Annotated in this window: 19 protein-coding genes; 12 read left to right on the top strand and 7 right to left on the bottom strand. The window is 65.2% G+C overall.

Annotated elements, in window-relative coordinates; translation table 11 throughout:
* Positions 1-94 precede the first annotated feature (94 nt).
* Positions 95-271 carry a hypothetical protein gene (locus ACVWY5_RS03605; RefSeq protein WP_018269760.1) on the bottom strand — a complete coding sequence of 59 codons (177 nt, stop codon included), beginning with the start codon at positions 269-271 and terminating at the stop codon, positions 95-97.
* A gap of 359 nt (positions 272-630) precedes the next feature.
* On the opposite strand from ACVWY5_RS03605, the gene ACVWY5_RS03610 reads away from it, so the two are divergent.
* Both ACVWY5_RS03610 and poxB read left to right on the top strand, forming a co-directional pair.
* The gene (locus ACVWY5_RS03610; protein WP_028333005.1) at positions 631-1,593 is read left to right on the top strand and encodes an alpha/beta fold hydrolase; all 963 of its coding nucleotides are present in this window, start codon (positions 631-633) and stop codon (positions 1,591-1,593) included.
* Between the two features lie 111 nt (positions 1,594-1,704).
* Complete coding sequence (gene poxB, locus ACVWY5_RS03615; RefSeq protein WP_028333006.1) at positions 1,705-3,441, top strand: ubiquinone-dependent pyruvate dehydrogenase; 1,737 nt, start codon at positions 1,705-1,707, stop codon at positions 3,439-3,441.
* Positions 3,442-3,628: 187 nt separating this feature from the next.
* On the opposite strand, the gene cycA is transcribed toward poxB, so the two are convergent.
* Positions 3,629-4,024 carry a cytochrome c-550 CycA gene (gene cycA / locus ACVWY5_RS03620; protein ID WP_028333007.1) on the bottom strand — a complete coding sequence of 132 codons (396 nt, stop codon included), beginning with the start codon at positions 4,022-4,024 and terminating at the stop codon, positions 3,629-3,631.
* A gap of 235 nt (positions 4,025-4,259) precedes the next feature.
* On the opposite strand from cycA, the gene ACVWY5_RS03625 reads away from it, so the two are divergent.
* The gene (locus tag ACVWY5_RS03625; RefSeq protein ID WP_028333008.1) at positions 4,260-5,753 is read left to right on the top strand and encodes an FAD-linked oxidase C-terminal domain-containing protein; all 1,494 of its coding nucleotides are present in this window, start codon (positions 4,260-4,262) and stop codon (positions 5,751-5,753) included.
* 97 nt (positions 5,754-5,850) lie between these two features.
* On the opposite strand, the gene ACVWY5_RS03630 is transcribed toward ACVWY5_RS03625, so the two are convergent.
* Positions 5,851-6,054, bottom strand: coding sequence for a hypothetical protein (locus ACVWY5_RS03630; protein ID WP_456671642.1), 204 nt, complete (start codon positions 6,052-6,054; stop codon positions 5,851-5,853).
* 61 nt (positions 6,055-6,115) lie between these two features.
* Entirely contained in the window at positions 6,116-6,265 is a 150-nt protein-coding gene (locus ACVWY5_RS03635; RefSeq protein ID WP_456671643.1) for a hypothetical protein, read from the bottom strand.
* Positions 6,266-6,584: 319 nt separating this feature from the next.
* Here ACVWY5_RS03635 and ACVWY5_RS03640 point away from each other — a divergent pair, with 319 nt between their 5' ends.
* Entirely contained in the window at positions 6,585-7,730 is a 1,146-nt protein-coding gene (locus ACVWY5_RS03640) for an acyltransferase family protein (RefSeq protein WP_028333010.1), read from the top strand.
* A gap of 46 nt (positions 7,731-7,776) precedes the next feature.
* On the opposite strand, the gene ACVWY5_RS03645 is transcribed toward ACVWY5_RS03640, so the two are convergent.
* On the bottom strand, positions 7,777-8,259 hold the full coding sequence (locus ACVWY5_RS03645) for a putative quinol monooxygenase (protein WP_225162242.1): 483 nt from the start codon (positions 8,257-8,259) through the stop codon (positions 7,777-7,779).
* A 198-nt stretch (positions 8,260-8,457) separates the two neighbouring features.
* Here ACVWY5_RS03645 and ACVWY5_RS03650 point away from each other — a divergent pair, with 198 nt between their 5' ends.
* The 5 genes from ACVWY5_RS03650 (at position 8,458) to ACVWY5_RS03670 (ending at position 13,764) form a co-directional block, all read left to right on the top strand.
* Positions 8,458-9,147 carry an ArsR/SmtB family transcription factor gene (locus ACVWY5_RS03650; RefSeq protein ID WP_028333012.1) on the top strand — a complete coding sequence of 230 codons (690 nt, stop codon included), beginning with the start codon at positions 8,458-8,460 and terminating at the stop codon, positions 9,145-9,147.
* Positions 9,148-9,179: 32 nt separating this feature from the next.
* The gene (locus tag ACVWY5_RS03655) at positions 9,180-10,418 is read left to right on the top strand and encodes an FAD-binding protein (protein WP_028333013.1); all 1,239 of its coding nucleotides are present in this window, start codon (positions 9,180-9,182) and stop codon (positions 10,416-10,418) included.
* Positions 10,415-11,731 carry a glycolate oxidase subunit GlcF gene (gene glcF, locus ACVWY5_RS03660; RefSeq protein ID WP_028333014.1) on the top strand — a complete coding sequence of 439 codons (1,317 nt, stop codon included), beginning with the start codon at positions 10,415-10,417 and terminating at the stop codon, positions 11,729-11,731. The genes ACVWY5_RS03655 and glcF overlap by 4 nt, the downstream gene beginning before the upstream one ends.
* A gap of 215 nt (positions 11,732-11,946) precedes the next feature.
* The gene (locus ACVWY5_RS03665; protein WP_028333015.1) at positions 11,947-12,375 is read left to right on the top strand and encodes a hypothetical protein; all 429 of its coding nucleotides are present in this window, start codon (positions 11,947-11,949) and stop codon (positions 12,373-12,375) included.
* A gap of 393 nt (positions 12,376-12,768) precedes the next feature.
* Positions 12,769-13,764, top strand: coding sequence for a TorF family putative porin (locus tag ACVWY5_RS03670; protein WP_028333016.1), 996 nt, complete (start codon positions 12,769-12,771; stop codon positions 13,762-13,764).
* 164 nt (positions 13,765-13,928) lie between these two features.
* Here ACVWY5_RS03670 and ACVWY5_RS03675 read toward each other — a convergent pair whose 3' ends face one another.
* Positions 13,929-15,674, bottom strand: a complete 1,746-nt coding sequence (locus tag ACVWY5_RS03675; protein ID WP_028333017.1) for an ABC transporter ATP-binding protein/permease — start codon at positions 15,672-15,674, stop codon at positions 13,929-13,931.
* A 310-nt stretch (positions 15,675-15,984) separates the two neighbouring features.
* On the opposite strand from ACVWY5_RS03675, the gene ACVWY5_RS03680 reads away from it, so the two are divergent.
* Both ACVWY5_RS03680 and ACVWY5_RS03685 read left to right on the top strand, forming a co-directional pair.
* Positions 15,985-17,655: an L-lactate permease gene (locus tag ACVWY5_RS03680; RefSeq protein WP_028333018.1), complete on the top strand. Its 1,671-nt coding sequence runs from the start codon at positions 15,985-15,987 to the stop codon at positions 17,653-17,655.
* A 156-nt stretch (positions 17,656-17,811) separates the two neighbouring features.
* Positions 17,812-18,228, top strand: coding sequence for an META domain-containing protein (locus tag ACVWY5_RS03685; RefSeq protein WP_028333019.1), 417 nt, complete (start codon positions 17,812-17,814; stop codon positions 18,226-18,228).
* A 60-nt stretch (positions 18,229-18,288) separates the two neighbouring features.
* Here ACVWY5_RS03685 and ACVWY5_RS03690 read toward each other — a convergent pair whose 3' ends face one another.
* Positions 18,289-18,963, bottom strand: a complete 675-nt coding sequence (locus tag ACVWY5_RS03690; RefSeq protein ID WP_028333020.1) for a hypothetical protein — start codon at positions 18,961-18,963, stop codon at positions 18,289-18,291.
* Positions 18,964-19,095: 132 nt separating this feature from the next.
* Here ACVWY5_RS03690 and ACVWY5_RS03695 point away from each other — a divergent pair, with 132 nt between their 5' ends.
* A complete protein-coding gene (locus ACVWY5_RS03695; protein WP_456671644.1) occupies positions 19,096-19,746 on the top strand; it encodes a bifunctional transcriptional activator/DNA repair enzyme AdaA in 651 nt (216 codons plus the stop codon).
* Positions 19,747-19,751: the final 5 nt, after the last annotated feature.

Here is a 19,751-nt window from a genome sequence, read left to right on the forward strand (position 1 = left end):
CGTGCGATTGATCGCGATCGTGGGGCGATGGCCGCGAATGGGCACGTTGCGCGCGAGCCTGATGCTTGCTCGCGGTACGGTCCGGCGCAGGAGGCTAGTGCAAGAACTTGCCGCGGGACGCGGTGTCCTGGGCTACGGCAGCATAGAATTGCTGAAGCTCCGCCTCCAGGTGCTCATTCACCAGCAACAGTGCCTTCAGGGCGCCGCGCAGGTCGCCATTGCAGCTCGCCACGATCTGATCGATGGCCGCATCGCTAGGGTCGGAAATCATGGTACTCCTCCGATTACTTCCCGTTGAACTCGTCATGCGGACGCCGGTTCCTGTGGATACTGTGTACAAACCAGGAAGCGTTCCAGTGGCGTCCCGGTTTCGATGAAGCCTCGCGTCTGATGGCGAAATTGCCACCGCCAATCTATGAAATGACTAATGACGCAGGTATGAACCCGCTATCCACAGGCTGGGCGCATTGTGGACAACTCCGCGCCGGGACGCGAGCCGGAAAATCGACAATTGGCTTTCCATACAAGAGCATGCCCGGGCAGGGGGCACATCCGCGCGAAACCTGATTTCGGCTTCGTCGTAATTGTCAGGTGCCCAATCAGGTGCCTAAGACCTTTCGGATCTCCTCGATGTTGACCGCAATCATTGCGCTGGCGGCCGCAGGGCTCGCCCTGGCGCTGGCGACGCAAATCGGCACTCTGCTGATCCAGCGCGCCTTCCGGCCTCAGGGGCGGATGATCGATGTGGCCGGGGCGCGGCTGCATGTCGTCGAACTCGGCCCGCACGACGCGGTCGGGCCGCCGGTCGTGATGCTGCATGGTGCAAGCTCCAATCTGCGCGCGATGCAGCCGCTCGGCGATCGCGTTGCCAAAGCGCGCCGGGTGGTCCTAATCGACCGGCCGGGTCACGGCTGGAGCACGCGCGAGCGCGTCGCGGATTCAACACCCGCGATCCAGGCCCGGATGATCGTGGAGGCGCTGACCAGGCTCGGCGTCGAGCGGGCGATCGTGGTGGCGCATTCCTGGGCCGGCGCGCTCGCCTTGCGCATTGCACTGGATCATCCGGACCGCGTCGCCGGCCTCGTGCTGCTCGCCCCTGTCGCCTATCCGTGGCGCGGCGGCGCCGGCCGTTACAATGATGTGATCTCGACGCCGCTGATCGGGCCGTTGCTCGCGCACACGATCACGCTGCCGCTCGGTCTCCTCGTCGCCAATTCGGCCACGCGTGGCGTGTTCGCGCCGCAGCCGGTCCCGGCCGATTTCGTCCGCGACAGCGAGTCATTGCTCCTGCTGCGCCCGCGCGAGTTCATCGCCAATGCGCGCGACCTCGTCACGCTGAAGGCCGCCGTCATCGAGCAGGCGCCGCGCTATGCCGAGATCAGGGCGCCGCTGTCAATCATTTCGGGCGACATCGACAAGACGGTCTCGACCGGCATCCATTCGCGGCCGCTCGCCGCCACGGCGCTGAACGCCAAGCTCATCGTGCTGCCGGGCACAGGTCACATGGTGCAGTACGTCGTGCCCGACCTCGTGGCGTCCGAGATCGAGACGATGGCCGACCTGATGGTGCCGGACGTGGTGACGGCGCAATAGCTGCCGCGCGTTTGCGCCGCGCGAATGTGATCCGGCAAGGCTTGCGCCGCCGCGTGGCGCCGAACATCATGCGGCCCACGCGGTTTCGGATTGCATTAAAGGACACATCTCATGCGGATCGACAACATTGCCGACCTCATCGCTGAAACCCTTGCCCAGGCCGGCGTCAAACGCATCTACGGTGTCGTCGGCGACAGCCTCAACGGCCTGACCGAGGCGTTGCGCAAGCGCGGCACGATCGATTGGCTGCATGTGCGTCACGAGGAGGTGGCCGCGTTCGCCGCCGCCGCCGAATCCCAGATCACGGGCGCGCTCGCGGTGTGCGCGGGCTCCTGCGGTCCCGGCAATCTCCACCTCATCAACGGCCTGTTCGATGCGCATCGCAGCCGCACGCCGGTGCTGGCGCTGGCGGCGCAGATCCCGTCGGCCGAGATCGGCGGCGGCTATTTTCAGGAAACCCATCCGCAGGACCTGTTCCGCGAATGCAGCCATTATTGCGAACTGGTGTCGGATCCGGCGCAACTGCCCTACATGCTGGAGAACGCGATCCGCGCCGCGGTCGGCAAGCGCGGCGTCGCCGTATTGGTGCTGCCGGGCGACGTCGCGATGCGGACAGCGCCGAAGCGCGACATCGCGCCGAATGCCGGCCTGCTGCCGCCGGCGCCGGTCGTGCGTCCGGCCGATAACGAGTTGAATGCGCTGGCGGCGCTGCTCAATGGCGCGCGGCGCGTCACGCTGTTCTGCGGCCGCGGCTGCGCCGGCGCGCATGACGGCTTGATCAAGCTTGCCGAGACGCTGAAGAGCCCGATCGTGCACGCACTCGGCGGCAAGGAATATGTCGAATACGACAACCCCTACGACGTCGGCATGACCGGCTTCATCGGCTTCTCGTCCGGCTATGCCGCCATGCATGGCTGCGACGTGCTGCTGATGCTGGGCACCGATTTTCCCTACAAGCAGTTCTTCCCGACCGGCATCAACATCGCGCAGGTCGATATCCGCCCCGAAAATCTCGGCCGCCGCTGCAAGCTCGATCTCGGCATCGTCGGCGACGTCGGCGAGACCATCGCCGCGCTGCTGCCGAAGCTCCATGTGAAGACCGACCGCAAGCATCTCGATGCCGGCCTCGCGCATTACAAGGACGCCCGCGCCGGGCTCGACGATCTCGCCCGCGGCAAGCCGGGCCAGAAGCCGATCCATCCGCAATATCTAGCCCGTCTGCTCAGCGAGCAGGCGAGCGACGACGCGGTGTTCACCGCCGATGTCGGCACGCCGACGATCTGGGCCGCGCGTTATCTGAAAATGAACGGCCGCCGCCGTCTGGTTGGCTCCTGGGTGCACGGCTCGATGGCCAATGCAATGGCGCATGCGATCGGGGCGCAGGCGGCGCAACCCGGCCGGCAGGTGGTGTCGATGTCCGGCGACGGCGGCTTTGCCATGCTGATGGGCGATTTGATCACGCTGACGCAGGCCAAGCTGCCGGTGAAAGTCGTGATCTTCAACAACAGCGTGCTCGGGTTCGTCGCGCTCGAGATGAAGGCCGCCGGCTTCATCGAGACCGGGGTCGATCTGAAGAATCCGGATTTCGCTGCGATGGCCCGCGCCATGGGCATTCACGGCGTCAGGGTGGAGGATCCCGGCGAGCTCGAGGGCGCGATCCGCGACGTGCTCGCGCATGACGGCCCGGCCGTGCTCGACGTCGTGACCGCGACGCAGGAGCTGTCGATGCCGCCGACCATTACGCTGGAGCAGGTGAAGGGATTCAGCCTGTGGGTGCTGCGCGCGGTGATGAGCGGCCGCGGCGACGAGGTGGTCGATCTCGCCAAGACCAATCTGTTGCCGCGCTGATCGCGGTGGCGAGCATGATCCGGAAAAGTGCGTAGCGGTTTTCCTTCGCGACAAACGCGGAACGCGTTTGGGCGGAGATCATGCTTAAATCAGAGAGCCCGAAGGGGATGGCATTCGAAGAAAGGCCATCCCCTTCTGGCGTCCGCCCTGGCTTGCGCGCAGGACGGACGACGTCCGATACCGCCGATTACTGCTTCTGCTTGCCGTCCTTGTCGAACGACGAGACGTAGGCCCAGAGATTGTTGGCTTCGTTCTCGTTCTTGATCCCGGCGAAGGCCATCTTGGTCCCGGGGATCTTGGCCTTCGGATCCTTGATGTATTCGAGGAAGGTGGCCTTGTTCCAGGTGATGCCGGAATTCTTGTTGGCATCGGAATAATTGTAGTCCGGTGCGGAGCCGGAATGGCGGCCGTCGAGGCCGTTGAGCTCGGGGCCGACCTTGTTCTTGGCGCCTTCGCCGATTGCGTGGCAGGCGAGGCATTTATTGAACGAGGTCTTGCCGGCGGCGGCATCCTGCGCCAGCGCGGAGGATGCGGAAGCCAGCGATGTGACGACCGCCAGCGCGCTCAAGGTCTTTAGGTTCATGGGGTTCTCTTCGTTTCGTCCCGGGAGGTAGTGATCGTTTGTGGCATGTCCGGCTTGGACAGGACAAGCCACGAAACTTTGACAGGTTTCGCGGCCGCCCGCTTGTCCGAGAGAGAACTCGCCATTGCGGGGTGGGGCAATCCGACCTTCGGCCGGTGCACTGAAACAGGTGCAGACGTGATTGATTTGTCGTAACAAATCGGCGAAGGGCAAAAAGCCCACCGAGGGAACAACGATGTCCATCATGATGCCGGCGGCCGACCAGGCCGTCCTCGCTCGCCGCGCCGAAATCGTGGCCGCCTTGCGCGCGATCGTCCCTGGCGAGGGCGTGATCGACAGTGCCGCCGAGATGCTGGCCTATGAATCCGATGGCCTGACCGCCTATCGGCAGCCGCCGATGGTCGTGGTGCTGCCCGATACCACCGAGCAGGTGTCGAAGGTCCTCAAATATTGCCAGGGCCAGGGCATCAAGGTGGTGCCGCGCGGCTCCGGCACCTCGCTGTCCGGCGGCGCTCTGCCGCTTGCCGACGGCGTGCTGCTCGGGCTCGGTAAGTTCAAGCGGATTCGCGAGATCGACTTCGACAACCGCGTCGTTGTCACCGAGCCCGGCGTCACCAACCTCGCGATCAGCCAGGCCGTCGCCCATGCCGGCTTCTACTACGCGCCCGATCCGTCGTCGCAGATCGCCTGCTCGATCGGCGGCAATGTCGCGGAAAATTCCGGCGGCGTGCACTGCCTGAAATACGGCATGACCACCAACAACGTGCTCGGCTGCGAGATCGTGCTGATGTCGGGCGAGATCCTGCGCATCGGCGGCAAGTCGGCCGAGAATGCCGGCTATGATTTGATGGGAATCATCACCGGCTCGGAAGGGCTGCTCGGCGTCATCACCGAGATCACGGTGCGCATCCTGCAGAAGCCGGAGACGGCGCGTGCGCTGATGGTCGGTTTCGCCGAGGTCGAGGCGGCCGGCGAATGCGTCGCCCGGATCATCGGCGCCGGCATCATCCCGGGCGGCATGGAGATGATGGACAAGCCCGCGATCCACGCCGCGGAGGCGTTCGTTCACGCCGGCTATCCGCTCGACGTCGAGGCGCTGTTGATCATCGAGCTCGACGGCCCCCAGGTCGAGGTCGACGAGCTGATCAAGCGGGTCGAGGCGATCGCGCAGGGCTGCGGCTCGACCTCCTGCCAGATCTCGACTTCGGAGGCCGAGCGCAATCTGTTCTGGGCCGGCCGCAAGGCGGCGTTCCCCGCGGTCGGCCGCATCTCGCCGGACTATCTGTGCATGGACGGCACCATCCCGCGCGGCGCCTTGCCGAAGGCCCTGGCGCGGATCCGCGACCTCTCGGAGAAATACGGCCTCGGCGTCGCCAACGTGTTCCACGCCGGCGACGGCAATCTGCACCCGTTGATCCTCTACGATGCCAACAAGCCGGGCGAGATCGAGAAGGCGGAGGCGTTCGGCGCCGACATCCTGCGCTGCTGCGTCGAGCTCGGCGGCGTGCTCACCGGCGAGCACGGGGTCGGCATCGAGAAGCGCGACCTGATGCCGGACATGTTCACCGAGATCGACCTCAACCAGCAGCAGCGGCTGAAATGCGCCTTCGATGCCGGGGGCCTGCTCAACCCCGGCAAGGTGTTTCCGACCCTGCACCGCTGCGCCGAGCTCGGCCGCGTGCATGTCCACGCCGGCAAGCTGGCGTTCCCGGACATCCCGCGGTTCTAGAGCGTGATCCGGAAAAGTGCGAAGCGGTTTTCCGAAAAGATCATGCTCAAACAAAGAGCTAAGGCGCGATGACGATTCAACCTAATCTCATCGCGCTTTAGTACCGTCTGAGCAGCCCCGACGCCGCGCCGCTATCGCCATAGGCGGCGCAGGCCCCTTCCGGGTCTGTGATCAACGCCTCGCGGACGCGCATGAAGGTCCTGCCGGCCGCTTCGGATACCTCGGGGCGGAATTTGCGCGGATCGTAGTCATTGCCGTCGTGAGCCTTGATGGCCGCGTCGAACGCATTGATCATCGCCATCGCGGCGTCGGGGCTGCCGAGAAGTCTGGCGCCCGTTTGAACGCCGCCGGCACCATTGGCCTCATAGCCGGTGCATCGTTGTTCGAGCACCGCGGGCTGCGGTAGCGAGCTGGTCGAGGAACGATGCCTCGGCGTCGCTGAGCATGGCGGCACCCGCCTGTCCCGGCGCGATCACGGCGAGCAGCGCGATGGCTGTCAGTTTGATGTGCATCGTGGTGGTTCCTCCTGGCGGAGCCGCGATCAAAGCAACGGTTGCCGAATGACGATACCAAGTCTGCTTCTAGGGCATCAGGAGCCACGCCAGCTATTGGCCCCGACGCCAACATACGTGAGCGTGCGCCCAGGGCCACCAACGCGCGAGGACCAGTCGATACAATTCGACGCATCGCCCTAGCCGGCCGATAACCTTAACCGATCGTTGCGCGGTGGCTGCCGTCGCGCGTCGCTGCAATTACAGCGCGGACCCATTTACACGGCCTTAGACTGTTGCTCGGTATTTTCCGCAGATGCATGTCTTCGGGAGCACATCGATGCCCAGCCTGGCCGATCAGCTGGCGCTTTCGCGCAATCGGCCCGCGGGTTTCGACTACATGCGGATCGCGCTGGCGGCGTCGATCATTGGCCTGCACAGCACGAACGTGACGCTCGGGCTCGGCCGCGCGCTGGAAATCCAGAGCACGCTGCGCATCGGCGTCGCGATGATCCTTGCGCTGTTCTTTGCCCTGAGCGGCTTTTTGGTGACCGCAAGCCTGCTCCGGTGCAAGAGCCTGATTTCCTTCCTCGGCCTGCGCGTGCTGCGGATCGGGCCGGCGCTCGCGGTCGAAACCACGCTATCGGCAATCATCATCGGCTCGGTCTTCACCGAGCTGCCGTTGGCGCAATATGTCGCCGATCCGAAATTCCACGCCTATTTTCTCAATATCGTCGGCGACATCCATTACGAGCTGCCGGGCGTGTTCCTGCACAATCCGCTGCCGGATCTGGTGAACGCCCAGCTCTGGACCGTGCCGTATGAGCTGTGGTGCTACGTCATCCTGGCGCTGCTCGCCGTGCTCACGATTTGCTTCAACCGGGTGGCGTTCCTGGGCTTCATGGTGATCGCCCAGATCGGGCTCATCGCCTACGACATCTGGCGCTGGGACGAGGTACCGATCCAGCTTCGCCCGCACCTTCTGGTGTTCTGCTTCCTTGCCGGCGTCGGCTTCTACCTCTGGCGCGACAGGGTGCCGTTCAACCGCACTGTGTGCCTGCTGGCGCTGGTGCTGTGCGCCGCCGGCATGGCGACCGGACGCGGCGACGCGCTGGCTCCCGTGCCGGCCGCCTACGTCGCCTGCTATCTCGGCCTGATGAACCCGCCTCGGAGCTGGATTGTCTCGTCAGGCGATTACTCCTACGGGCTTTATCTCTACGGCTTCGTCATCCAGCAATGCGTCGCCACCTTCGGCCCGCCGGTTCAGCACTGGTATCTGAACCTCCTGATCAGCCTGCCGCTCGCCTTCGGCGTTGCCGTCGCGTCGTGGCATCTCGTCGAGAAACGCGCGCTTCGGCTCCGAACCCGGGTCGAGAGCCTCGAGGCGGCGGTGCTGTCGCGGATCTCGATCGTCGGGTTCTGGCGCAGGCCGCCCGAGCGGGCCGGCTTGCGCGCAACGCTCGGCAACAGCGGCGCGTCGATCTGACCCGCGCCGGCGGGAAGGATTTGCATCCTCCCCGCCGCGCTTTTCTTCACAGCAGCGCGTATTGCGACCGCTCGCGCTTGGCGAGCAGCGGCAGCGCTTGCTCCGCGATGTAGGTCTTGAAAGCCGCGCTGTCCTGATGTGCCTTGAACGCGGCTTCGTCCTGGAACAATTCGTAGAACAGGAATTGCGCCGGATTGTCCTTGCCGCGGCCGATCAGGAACAGCTTGGTGCCGGGGTCCTTCTGCGCCTCTGGCAGGAAGCCGTCGAGGATTTCCGCGACCTTGTCGGCCTGTCCCTCCTTGGCTTCCCATTGCGCCACAACCAGAAGGCCTGATGTGTTGATCGCGTCGCTGATGGTTCTCGTGCTCATCGCATAGTGCTTCATTGGCATTCCTCCGTTGCTGTGCTCCGATCGAGCTTGCGATCCGGCCCAGGGCGAGACGCCGGCGATCGCCATGATCGCGAACGAGCCGATGGCCGATCGTCGGGTGAGGATCATCGTCGTGGTCGAAACTTCCGAACGTTTCATGTTCGCCTCCAGATGATTCGCGCCAACCGTCCTGCCGGCCGAACCGCAACGCGAGAGATAATGGATCGTTCGGCGAACCGAGTTCGGTGATGATCGAAATGTCGATGTCGTGAACATTTCGATCATGATCGAAGCGTTGCAGCGGCGTGACGTGCGACAAGCGCAAGGGGCATATTTCGATCGATAGCGGAGCCGGCCATGCAGACCATCGCACCGGAGCTTGCCGAACTCGCCGGGCTGATCGCCGATCCCGGCCGCGCCAGCATCCTGTCGCGGCTGATGGACGGGCGGGCGCAGACTGCGAGCGAGCTGGCGCTGGTCGCGGGCGTGACGCCGCAGACGGCGAGCTGGCACCTTTCGCGGCTTGTCGAACGGGCGCTGCTCAAGGTCGAGCGGCGCGGCCCGCGGCGCTTCTACCGGCTGGCCACCCCGCTGGTTGCGCAGATGCTCGAGGGCATGATGACGGTTGCCGCGATCAATCCGGACCCGTCCCGGCCACCGCCGCGCATCGATCCCGAGATGCGCCGGGCCCGGACCTGCTACGACCACCTTGCCGGCGAGCTCGGCGTCGCCGTCACCGACGCGATGCTGGACCGCGGCCATCTCAATCTCGACCAGGAGGCCGGCGAGCTGACTGCTTCCGGCCGTGCTTTTCTCGGCGATCTCGGCATCGACCTGCGTTCGCCGGCGCGGAGCCGGCGGGTCCTGTGCCGGCCGTGTCTCGACTGGAGCGAGCGGCGTCCGCATCTGGCCGGGCGGGCAGGGGCAGCGGTTGCCGACCTTGCATTGCAACGGGACTGGATCCGGCGCCGGCCGCAGGGCCGCTCCGTCGAAATCACCGACGCCGGACTCCTCGCATTCAGAAATTTGTTCGGCGCGCGCATTTGATTTCGGAGCCAAATTTGGCTACCGGCTAGGGCGTGGATACGCTCAAGGTCAGAGACGCAAAAGACGTCGAGGAAGTGGTGCGCGCGGCGGTCGCCGGCGAGCAGCCGCTTGAGGTCATTGGACATGGATCGAAGCGCGCCATCGGCCATCCGATGGCAACCAATGCGCTGCTCGACGTCTCGGCGCTGAATGCGGTCACCTCCTATGAGCCGAACGAGCTGATCATCACCGTACAGGCCGGCGCGCCGCTCGCCGACGTGCAATCCCTGATCGATGCCAAGAACCAGCAATTCGCCTTCGAGCCGATGGACACGTCTGTGCTGTTCGGCACCGCGGGTGCCGGCACGATCGGCGGCATGATCGGCGCCGGACTGGCCGGTCCCCGCCGCATCAAGGCCGGCGGTATCAGGGATCATCTGCTCGGGGCGCACGCAGTGTCCGGGTTCGGCGACAGCTTCAAGACCGGCGGGCGGGTGGTGAAGAACGTCACCGGCTACGATCTCTGCAAGCTGCTGACGGGTTCCTGGGGCACGCTCGCGGTCATGACCGAGGTCACGCTTAAGGTCATGCCGAAGCCGGAAGCAGAGCGGACGCTGCTGCTGCGCGGGCTCGACGACGTCACCGCCAACAAGGCGATGACGGCGGCGCTGGGTTCGCCCTTCGACGTCTCCGGCGCCGCGCATCTGCCGGGTTCGGCGTTGCGGTCCGGGGGCGGTGCGCTGGCCGGCCTCGCAGCCTCAGGCCAGCCGGTCACGCTGGTGCGGCTCGAGGGGATTTCGGCGTCGGCGGCACATCGGGCGGCCTCGCTGAGCCAGACGCTCTCGTCCTATGGCACGGTCGACAGCCTCGCCGACGATGCGTCGGCCGCAATCTGGAGCGCGCTGCGCGACGTGGTGCCGTTCGCGGCGAACGGCGCGCTCGGGGCCTGGCCGGTGTGGCGTATCGTTTGCCCGCCGGCCTCTGGCGGCACGCTGGGCCAGGCGTTGTCGCGCGCCACCGGTGGCGACGTGATCTACGATTGGGGCGGGGGGCTGATCTGGGCCGCGGTGCCGCCGGGCGCCGACGCCCAGGCCACGCTGGTCCGCGGCCAGGTCGAGGCGATCGGCGGGCACGCTACCCTGATCCGCGCCACCGAGGATGTGCGCCGGGCGGTCGATGTGTTCCAGCCGCAGGCGGCCGGGCTTGCCGCGCTCGGTGAACGGGTCCGGGCGAGCTTCGATCCGAGGTCCGTCCTCAACCGCGGCCGGATGATGCGAGGCGGGGCTGCATGAAGACCGAGTTTTCCCTGGCGCAGCTCGCCGATCCCGACATCAAGGAAGCCGACAAGATCCTGCGCGCCTGCGTGCATTGCGGCTTCTGCACCGCGACCTGCCCGACCTATGTGCTGCTCGGCGACGAGCTCGATAGCCCGCGCGGCCGCATCTACCTGATCAAGGAGATGCTGGAGAAGGACAAGCCGCCGACGGCCGACGTGGTCAAGCATATCGACCGCTGCCTGTCGTGCCTTGCCTGCATGACCACCTGTCCGTCGGGCGTGAACTACATGCACCTCGTCGACCAGGCCCGGGTCCGGATCGAGCGGGATTACCGGAGACCGCTGACCGAGCGGCTGCTGCGGTCGGTTCTCGCCCTTGTGCTGCCGCGGCCGGGCCTGTTCCGAATCAGCATGATCCTGGCCGGGCTCGCACGTCCGTTCGCCGCACTGCTGCCGACGCCGTCGGTCGGAGCGTCGAGTCCGGGTCTGCTGCGGCGGATCAAGGCGATGCTGGCGCTCGCGCCGCGCGGCCTGCCGCAGCCGGGGCCGGCTGCGGGAACCGTGTTTGCGCCGATCGGCCGGCGGCGCGGCAGGGTCGCGCTGCTGCAGGGCTGCGCCCAGCAGGTGCTGGCGCCACGCATCAATCAGGCCGCGATCAATGTCCTGACCAGGCACGGCGTCGAGGTGGTGCTGGTCAAGGACGAGCAATGCTGCGGCGCGTTGACCCATCACATGGGACAGGACGGCGACGCGCTGGCGCGCGCGCGGGCCAACATCACGGTGTGGCAAAGGGAAGCGGACAGAGAAGGGCTCGACGCCATCCTGGTGACGACCTCGGGCTGTGGGACAGTTGTCAAAGACTACGGCTACCTGCTGCGCGAGGACAAAACATTCGCGGAGCCGGCCAAGCGAATCTCGGCGCTGGCAAAGGATATCACCGAGTATCTTGCTGGCCTCGAGCTCGCGCCTTCAACGCAGAAAGGCGACATCACCGTCGCCTATCACTCCGCTTGTTCGTTGCAGCATGGACAGAAAATCACTCAACTTCCGAAAGAATTGCTTTCCAAGAATGGATTCGTGGTGAAAGATGTGCCCGAGAGCCATTTGTGTTGCGGTTCGGCGGGGACCTACAACATTCTCCAGCCCGACATTGCGAGCAGATTGCGCGATCGCAAGGTCGCCAATATTGCGCTTGTCAAACCGGACATGATCGCTGCGGGCAATATTGGCTGCATGGTTCAGATTGCCGGCGGTACGTCAGTTCCTGTGGTGCACACGATTGAGCTTCTCGATTGGGCGACAGGAGGTCCCCGGCCAGGATTGAATTGATCGACTGCCACTCGAGCATGATCCGGACCTCAGCCTTGCCCTGACGCAACGTGAAAGGACCGGCGCTTCCTTGCCACAGACGCGAAGCGATCGCGCGGCCATCATGCCCGACAAGCGAAGTGGAGAGTGCCTCTCCTCGAGGTGCAGCCAACGTCCGGCAAGCGATCAGTTCAATACGCCCGGTGGACTCAGATAGCGGCAACAGGAGGACCACGATGGCGAAGTCGAAGAAGGCGAAGAAAAGCAAGAAGGCCAAAAAGGCCAAGAAGGTGGTAGCGGCGAAGAAGAGGTCCGCGAAGAAGTCGGCCAAGAAGGCTGCGAAGAAATCCGCCAGGAAGACTGCAAAGAAATCGGCGAAGAAGTCGGCCAAGAAAGCTGCAAAGAAAACGGCAAAGAAAGCTGCCAAGAAGGCTGCACCGAAGAAGGCCGCCAAGAGGGCTGCCAAGAAAGCCGCCGCCAAGAAGAGCGCGCCGAAGAAGGCCGCTGCTCCGAAGAAGGCTGCTGCGTCGAAGCCGGCTGCCCCGGTCGCGGCACCCCCGGCGCCCGAGCCCGAGCCGCAGCCGGCTCCGAGCTGGGCCACACCGAGCCACGAACCGGCGCCGGGCTGGATTGCCGGGTCGGCCGACGGGGGCGAGCACCACTAAGCCGCTGCCACATTGCCGAGGTTCAACTGATCGAAGCCGCAGCGCGCCACGCTGCGGCTTCTTCCGTAGATGCGATGACCATCCGTGCTTTTGCGGGCACGGCGATTCGCGCCGATGCTCTTCCGCCGAGCCGACTGTTGCTGTTTCCCTGTCCTGGTGACCCATTCAACCGGTGCGGGAGCAGAGGTCTTGTGGTGCAAATGCAACACCCGCAAATCAACATGCGGCAATATGGCTAGAACGCCTAAAAAGGCGGCACATGCATGTCTTTTTGGCTTCACGGTACCGTGCACGAGCCTCAGATTGGCCACACGCGATTTAGTTGCAGTCCGTTATCGCGCGCCCTGGGGGCCACCGGAGCCGGGCTGTCTGAACAAGTAGATGGGGATCGTCATGAAGAAACTGGCTTTGTTAGCAACGGCGCTAGCAATGATTTCGAGCTCGGCAATGGCAGCTGACATGGCGGTGAAGGCCGTCAAGGCGCCGCCGCCGGCTCCCTTCGATCCCTGGGATGTCGCCTTCGGCAGCGCCATCATGAGCGACTACATCTTCCGCGGCGTCACCCAGTCCAACCACAATCCTTCGGTCTCGGCCTATTTCGAGCCGCGCTACAACGTCAACAAGGACCTGCAGCTCTATGTCGGCGTGGCCGGCGAGAGCATTTCGTTCCCGAACCGCGCCGCGGCCGAAATCGACGTCTACGGCGGTATCCGCCCGACCTTCGGCGCGTTCGCCTTCGACATCGGTGTCTGGGGCTACCTGTATCCGGGCGGAACCTGCTACTACGGCGGCGGTGCGGTGGCCGACTTCGCCGGCAATCCGCTGAGCCCGGACTGCCAGGCCAACACCCTGACCAACCTCAACGTGATGAAGAAGGACGTCTCGTTCTTCGAAGTCTACGGCAAGGTGACCTACACCGTGAACGACAACTGGGCGTTCACCCTGAACGAGTACTACTCGCCGAACTTCCTCAACACCGGCGCCTGGGGCAACTACTCCTCGATCATCGGCAAGTACACCGCGCCGAGCACCGTGTTCGGCACCAGCGGCGTCGGCATGTACGTGTCGGGCGAGTTCGGCCGGCAGTGGTTCGGCACCTCGGACAGCTTCTACGGCGTTCCGGCATTCCCGGGCGGCATCAAATATGCCGACTACAACACCTGGAACATCGGCATCGGCTTCACCTACAAGGTGTTCACGCTCGATCTGCGCTACTCCGACACGGATATGTCGAAGGGTGATTGCAACGCCTTCACCAGCGACTACACCGCGGGCGGGACCGCCAATGTCACCCCGATCAATCCGTCGGGCCTCGGCTCCAACTGGTGCGGCGCGGCCGGCATCGCCAAGCTCTCGGTCGACCTGACCGCGATGTCCAACCTGAAGTAATCTCTCCTTCCGGGGATCGAGGGGCGGTAGAGCAATCTGCCGTCCCTTTTGTTTTTGCGGATAGGTCTGATCGGCGCAGAGCAGACAATAGCGAAAGGCGTTCGCGAAACCTGTGCCCCCGCCGGGGTCAGCCGCAAGCCGTGGCGGCTGACCTGTCATGCTGCTTACGACGCGGCGACCTTGGCCGCGTCGCGCAGGGTGAAGCGGTCGCCGTCGCGGACCAGCGTGACATTGCGCTGATGGAAGGTGTCGAGCGTCGAGCGGTGGCCGATCGAAACCACCGTGGTGCCGGGCAGCTTCTCGGCAATCAGCCTGTACAGCGCGGCTTCCGACGGCTCGTCGAGCGAGGCCGTCGCCTCGTCCAGGAACAGGAACTGCGGCGCATGCAGCAGCGCCCGCGCGATGCCGAGCCGCTGCTGCTCGCCGAGCGACAGCATCCGGTTCCAATGCGCCTGCTCCTCGAGCCGCGACGCAAGCTGCGGCAATCCGACGGCGGTGAGAACCTCGCGGACCCGTCCCGCATCGAATTGCGTGGCCTCGCCCGGATAGACGACGGCGTCATGCAGCGAGCCGATCGGCAGATAGGGACGTTGCGGCAGCATCATCAGGCTGGCATTGGCCGGGATATCGACCGCGCCGTCGCCGAACGGCCAGATGCCGGCGATCGCGCGGAATAGCGTCGACTTGCCGGCGCCGGAGGGGCCGGTCATCAGCGTGCGCTCGCCCTTGCGGAAGCCGAACCGGTCCGCGTTCAGCAGCGGCGTGCCGTCCGGCAGCCGCAGCACCAGATCCTGCAGGCTGACGGCGCCGTCGCCCGGCGTCGCCGTGACATGAATTCGGTCGTCGCGTTTGGCGAGCTTTGATGCCGCCGCGATCCCTGCCTCGAATCCATCGAGCCGGTTCACCACCGCCTGCCATTCGGCCAGTTGACGATAGATGGTGACGAAGTACGAGAACGCGCCCTGGACGTTCGAAAACGCCGATGCGGTCTGCATCATGCCGCCGAGCTGGATCTTTTGCGCAAAGTAGGCCGGCGCCACCAGCACATAGGGGAAGATCACCGAGGCCTGATTATAGCTCGCCGTGAACGCCGTGATCTTCTTGGTCCGGTTCATGAGGGCGATCCAGTTCTCCACCACGCGTCCGAAGCGAACGCGCAGGCGCTCGCGCTCGGCCGGTTCGCCCTGCAGCAGCGCGATCTGCTCGGAGTTTTCCCGCACGCGCACCAGGTTGAAGCGGAAATCGGCCTCGTATTGCTGCTGCTTGAAATCGATGCCGACCAGCGGCCAGCCGATCAGATGGGTCAGCACGGTGCCGAGCACCGAGTAGATCAGCGCGCACCAGACAAGGTAGCCGGGAATTGAATATTCCGTGCCGAACAAATGCAGCGGTGCCTCATTGGAAAGGCCCCACAACAGGGTGAGAAAAGACGCCAGCGTGACGACCGAGCTCAACAGGCCGAGGCCGAGCGTGAGCGTGCGATCGACGAACAGCTTGACGTCGTCGGTCATGCGCTGGTCGGGGTTGTCGGCAGCGTCGCCCTGGAGCTGCATCCTGTAGTGATTGGCCTGATGCAGCCAGTCCCCGAGATAGTGTGTCGTCATCCATTGCCGCCAGCGGATCTGCAGCCATTGATTGAGGTAGAGCTGGTAGACCGCCAGCAGGATGAAGAACGCGACGACGACGCAGAAATAGATGATCTCGCTGACGAAGGAGTCCCAATTGCGTTCCTGCAGCGCGTTGTAGAAGCGGTTGTTCCACTGCGTGATCAGAACGTTGATGCCCACGATCGCCAGTTCGATCGCGATGACCGCCGCAAGCAGCCCGCGGCCCGCCCATTTGTCCTCGGAGTTGAAGTAAGGCGAGGCGATGCGCCACACCGTCGCGAGCGTCGAGCGAATGTTGTTCACAGATTATCGTCTCCGGGGAAGGGGCCGCAAAGGCCTGAAGAATCGGGACAATCGGGGTAATCCTCGACTAAAGTCGTAGGTCTGGCATGCAAGCGTTGGCTTGTCCCGGCAATCGAGTCAACCCTAGCATGAGGACAACGGCGAGGGGCGGGGGACCTTCGATTTTTCGCGAGGATGTGAGCGATCCTTACCGATCGTTCATTCGCGAGCCGGGGCTGCAGCTTTTCCGACGGACTCCCGCAATCGCACCAGTCGCGCCTGCCCGCATGCAGGCCGGCGCGCTGCATAAAAATGTGGGAAGGATCCCGAGATGAACACCTGGAATCAAATCTACAACCCGCTGGGCAATGCGGCGCTGTCGACGGTCGCGGCTGCCATTCCCGTGGTCACGCTGCTGGTGCTGATCGCCAGCGGCAAGGTGAAGGCGCACATTGCGGCCATCATCGCCGTGATCGTGACCAACCTGATCACGATCTTCGTCTTCACCATGCCGGCCAACATGTCGATCCGCGCCACCCTGCTCGGCGTGATCACCGGGTTCTTCCCGATCGGCTGGATCGTGCTCAACGTCATCTTCCTCTACCAGGTCACGGTGAGGTGCGGGAAGTTCGAGCTGCTCAAGCGCGCGGTCGGCGGCGTCACCGAGGACCGGCGGTTGCAGCTGCTGTTGATCGCGTTCTCGTTCGGCGCCTTCTTCGAGGGCGCCTCGGGCTTCGGCACGCCGGTCGCGATCACCGGCGCGGTGCTGATCGGGCTCGGCTTCTCGCCGCTCGCCGCTTCCGGCCTGTCGCTGATCGCCAACACGGCACCCGTTGCCTACGGTGCGCTCGGCACGCCGATCCAGGGCCTCGCCTCGGTCACCGGGCTCGACCCCTATATCCTCGGCGCGATGGTCGGCCGGCAGCTGCCGCTGTTCTCGCTGATCGTGCCGTTCTGGGTGGTGTGGGCGTTTGCCGGCTGGCGCGGCATGAAGGAGGTGTGGCCGGCGATCCTGGTCACCGGCGTGTCGTTTGCGGTCCCGCAATTCGTGATCTCGAACTACATCAACCCCTGGATCGTCGACATCGGCGCCTCGCTGATCTCGATGGGCGCGCTGATCCTGTTCCTGAAGGTCTGGCAGCCGCGGCAGCTCTGGCTGTCGCCGGCGCTGCGCGGCCGCGATGAATCGGCGGCGACGATGGCCGCCGCACCGCCGCTCGACAAGACGCCGCTGACCCAGGGCGAAATGTGGAGCGCGCTGCTGCCGTGGATCATCGTCTGCATCCTGATGCTGATCTGGGGCAACGGTGCCTTCAAGGCTTGGGCGAACGCCAACTTCGTCTGGAACTATCCGGTCCCCGAGCTCGACAAGCTGATCTTCAAGGTGCCGCCGGTGGCCGCCAAGCCGACGCCGGAAGGCGCCGTGTTCGGCTTCACCTATCTGTCGTTCACCGGCACCGGCATGCTGATCGCCGCGATCATCTCGGGTTTGTTGATGGGCTTCTCGCCGCTCAAGCTGATCGCCGAGTATGGCCGCACCATCCGCATCTGCGCGATCTCGCTGATCACGATCTCGGCGATGCTGGCGATCGGCACGCTGACCCGGCTGTCCGGCGTCGACGCCACGCTCGGCCTCGCCTTCGCGGCGACCGGCGTGCTCTATCCGTTCTTCGGCACCTTGCTCGGCTGGCTGGGCGTGGCGCTGACCGGATCGGATACCGCGTCGAACGTGCTGTTCGGCAATCTGCAGAAGATCACCTCCGAGCAGCTCGGCCTGTCGCCGATCCTGATGGCGGCGGCGAACTCCTCGGGCGGCGTGATGGGCAAGATGATCGACGCGCAATCGATCGTGGTCGCCTCGACCGCGACCAACTGGTACGGCCACGAGGGCTCGATCCTGCGCTACGTGTTCCTGCACTCGATCGTGCTGGCGTGTCTGGTCGGCCTGTTCGTGACCCTGCAGGCCTATGTCTATCCGTTCACGACGATGGTGCTGAAATAGCGCCACGACGTGTCCGTCGAACCAGGGATCCCCGCGGGCGAACGGCTCGCGGGGATTTGCTTTTCAAGCCCATTTTCCGGCGATGCCAATCTGGCCAATCGAGTGCTGTTCCCATAGAAGGGGCCCGCAGTTGCGCGTCGCATTTCGAGGATTGGCATGATTTCGATGAGGCGAAATTGGAACGGCGGCATCGCCGCGTTGACGCTGGTTGCCGCGACTCTCGGCGCGGATGCGGCGCGGGCCCAGGAGGAATTCCCGTTCGGCTTCGTGATGACGCTCGATGCCGCGCGCATGCCGGGCTCCAAGCGGATTCCTTCGATCGAGGTCGGCGACAATGGCGAGGTGATCCTCGAGCTGTGGTGCGACGGCGGCAAGGGCCAGTTCTCGGTGGCCGGCAACACCATCGTCTTCGTTCCCGGCGCGATGGAGAATCGCACCTGCACGCCGGAGCGGGCGCAAGCGGACAAGGATCTGCTGGCGGCGCTCGGCGACGTGACGAGCTGGCGGCGGCACGGTGACGAGGTGACCTTCACCGGCAGCAAGTCGCTGCGTTTCGTGATCAACAGCAACTAAAGCGTTATCGAGCGAAGCAGACGGCGGTTCGCGTCAAGGAAACGCGTCAAGACAAAACGCTCAGGGCGTTGCGACCAACCCGCTCGCGGTGGCAACGATCCAGCGGTTGCCCCAGCGCACGATGGAATCGACCCGTCCAAGGCCGGGCACGACGTCGCCGCGCGCGGCCATCTTGACGCCCTCCGGCCCCTCGAGCACGGCGGTGCCGTCGCGGACTTCGACCACCGACCATCCCGGGATGGTGCTCGGCCGCGTTTCCGGCGCCGCCGCCGGCGGCTGCTTCGGCCCCAATGCGGCGGCCTGTGCATTCAAGGTCGTCGGCGCGGCGCCCAGGGCGAGCGGGCGCGGGCTGGCCGGCGCGGTCCTCGGAATGCTGCCGGTGACGAGGGGGTCGGCGTTGGACGCGGCCCGGCGCGGGCTCTCCTTTCGGCTCGGCGCCACCTCCGCAATGTGCGGGGCCGGCGCTTCCTTCTGGGCCACCGGGACCGGGGCGGGAGCTGCAAGGTCGTGCCAGTTGGCTCCGCCGGTCCATCCCAGTACGAAGCTTGCGGCGAGTGCGGTCGCTGCCAGGAGCGCGGTGCCGATGCGGTCGGCAAACGGCTCCCGCAGCAGCAGGGCGGCGTCGTGGTTCTCGCCGGTGACATCCCAGAGGTCCGCCGTCTGTGCCGGCGAATGACCCTCCGTCACATCTGTCGGCCAGATGCTCGCAGCGTTGATCGGCTCGCGGTCTTGCATGGCGTGACCTGTGTTCGATGGCGCGAAGCATGACCCTCGAAACTAAATCGAGCCTTAATTTTCGGTGACCGAACTGCGGCGGCACGAAGTCTTTTGGTCGCAGGCCCCCGTAGATGCCCGGGTATCTTCCGCATGCAGCGGTCGTTTTCGGACGTCGTCTCCGCAAAGCGGGTCGTCGCGGCGCGCGGGCGGGGCTATAGCGGTCGCATGCTCGAATTCGCCGCACAATATGCAGCCTTTCAGCGCCGCGACCCGGCCTGGGACGGCGTCGTGTTCGTCGCGGTCAAGACGACCGGCGTGTATTGCCGCCCGGTCTGCCGGGCGCGCACGCCGCTCGCGCGCAATGTGCGGTTCTATGGCAGCGCGGCGTCGGCCGAGCGTGCCGGCTTCAGGCCCTGCCTGCGCTGCCGTCCCGAGGCGGCGCCGTTCTGCCCGGCCTGGAAAGGCACCAGGACCACCGTCGAGCGCGCCCTGGCGCTGATCGAGGAAGGCGCGCTCGAGCGCGGCAATGTCGAAGCGTTGGCGGTGCGGCTCGGCGTCGGCGCGCGGCATCTGTCGCGTCTGTTCGCCGAGCATCTCGACGCCTCGCCGCTCCAGGTCGCGCTGTCGCTGCGCGTGCCGCGCGCCAAGCGCCTGATCGACGGCAGCGAGCTGCCGCTTGCGCTGGTGGCGCAGCGCGCCGGCTTCTCCAGCGCGCGGCGCATGAATGCCGCATTCGCAAAACTCTACGGCCGTTCTGCCGCGTCGCTGCGGCGCAAGCGGCCTGCCGTCACGATGCAATAAACCCC

The organism is Bradyrhizobium sp. USDA 3256, from assembly GCF_054058275.1.

Bases quoted from the DNA above. Each gene is read 5' to 3' on its own strand.
- ACVWY5_RS03605 (WP_018269760.1), bottom strand. From the start codon at position 271: ATGATTTCCGACCCTAGCGATGCGGCCATCGATCAGATCGTGGCGAGC.
- ACVWY5_RS03610 (WP_028333005.1), top strand. From the start codon at position 631: ATGTTGACCGCAATCATTGCGCTGGCGGCCGCAGGGCTCGCCCTGGCG.
- poxB (WP_028333006.1), top strand. From the start codon at position 1,705: ATGCGGATCGACAACATTGCCGACCTCATCGCTGAAACCCTTGCCCAG.
- cycA (WP_028333007.1), bottom strand. From the start codon at position 4,024: ATGAACCTAAAGACCTTGAGCGCGCTGGCGGTCGTCACATCGCTGGCT.
- ACVWY5_RS03625 (WP_028333008.1), top strand. From the start codon at position 4,260: ATGTCCATCATGATGCCGGCGGCCGACCAGGCCGTCCTCGCTCGCCGC.
- ACVWY5_RS03630 (WP_456671642.1), bottom strand. From the start codon at position 6,054: ATGGCGATGATCAATGCGTTCGACGCGGCCATCAAGGCTCACGACGGC.
- ACVWY5_RS03635 (WP_456671643.1), bottom strand. From the start codon at position 6,265: ATGCACATCAAACTGACAGCCATCGCGCTGCTCGCCGTGATCGCGCCG.
- ACVWY5_RS03640 (WP_028333010.1), top strand. From the start codon at position 6,585: ATGCCCAGCCTGGCCGATCAGCTGGCGCTTTCGCGCAATCGGCCCGCG.
- ACVWY5_RS03645 (WP_225162242.1), bottom strand. From the start codon at position 8,259: ATGAAACGTTCGGAAGTTTCGACCACGACGATGATCCTCACCCGACGA.
- ACVWY5_RS03650 (WP_028333012.1), top strand. From the start codon at position 8,458: ATGCAGACCATCGCACCGGAGCTTGCCGAACTCGCCGGGCTGATCGCC.
- glcF (WP_028333014.1), top strand. From the start codon at position 10,415: ATGAAGACCGAGTTTTCCCTGGCGCAGCTCGCCGATCCCGACATCAAG.
- ACVWY5_RS03665 (WP_028333015.1), top strand. From the start codon at position 11,947: ATGGCGAAGTCGAAGAAGGCGAAGAAAAGCAAGAAGGCCAAAAAGGCC.
- ACVWY5_RS03670 (WP_028333016.1), top strand. From the start codon at position 12,769: ATGAAGAAACTGGCTTTGTTAGCAACGGCGCTAGCAATGATTTCGAGC.
- ACVWY5_RS03680 (WP_028333018.1), top strand. From the start codon at position 15,985: ATGAACACCTGGAATCAAATCTACAACCCGCTGGGCAATGCGGCGCTG.
- ACVWY5_RS03685 (WP_028333019.1), top strand. From the start codon at position 17,812: ATGATTTCGATGAGGCGAAATTGGAACGGCGGCATCGCCGCGTTGACG.
- ACVWY5_RS03690 (WP_028333020.1), bottom strand. From the start codon at position 18,963: ATGCAAGACCGCGAGCCGATCAACGCTGCGAGCATCTGGCCGACAGAT.
- ACVWY5_RS03695 (WP_456671644.1), top strand. From the start codon at position 19,096: ATGCAGCGGTCGTTTTCGGACGTCGTCTCCGCAAAGCGGGTCGTCGCG.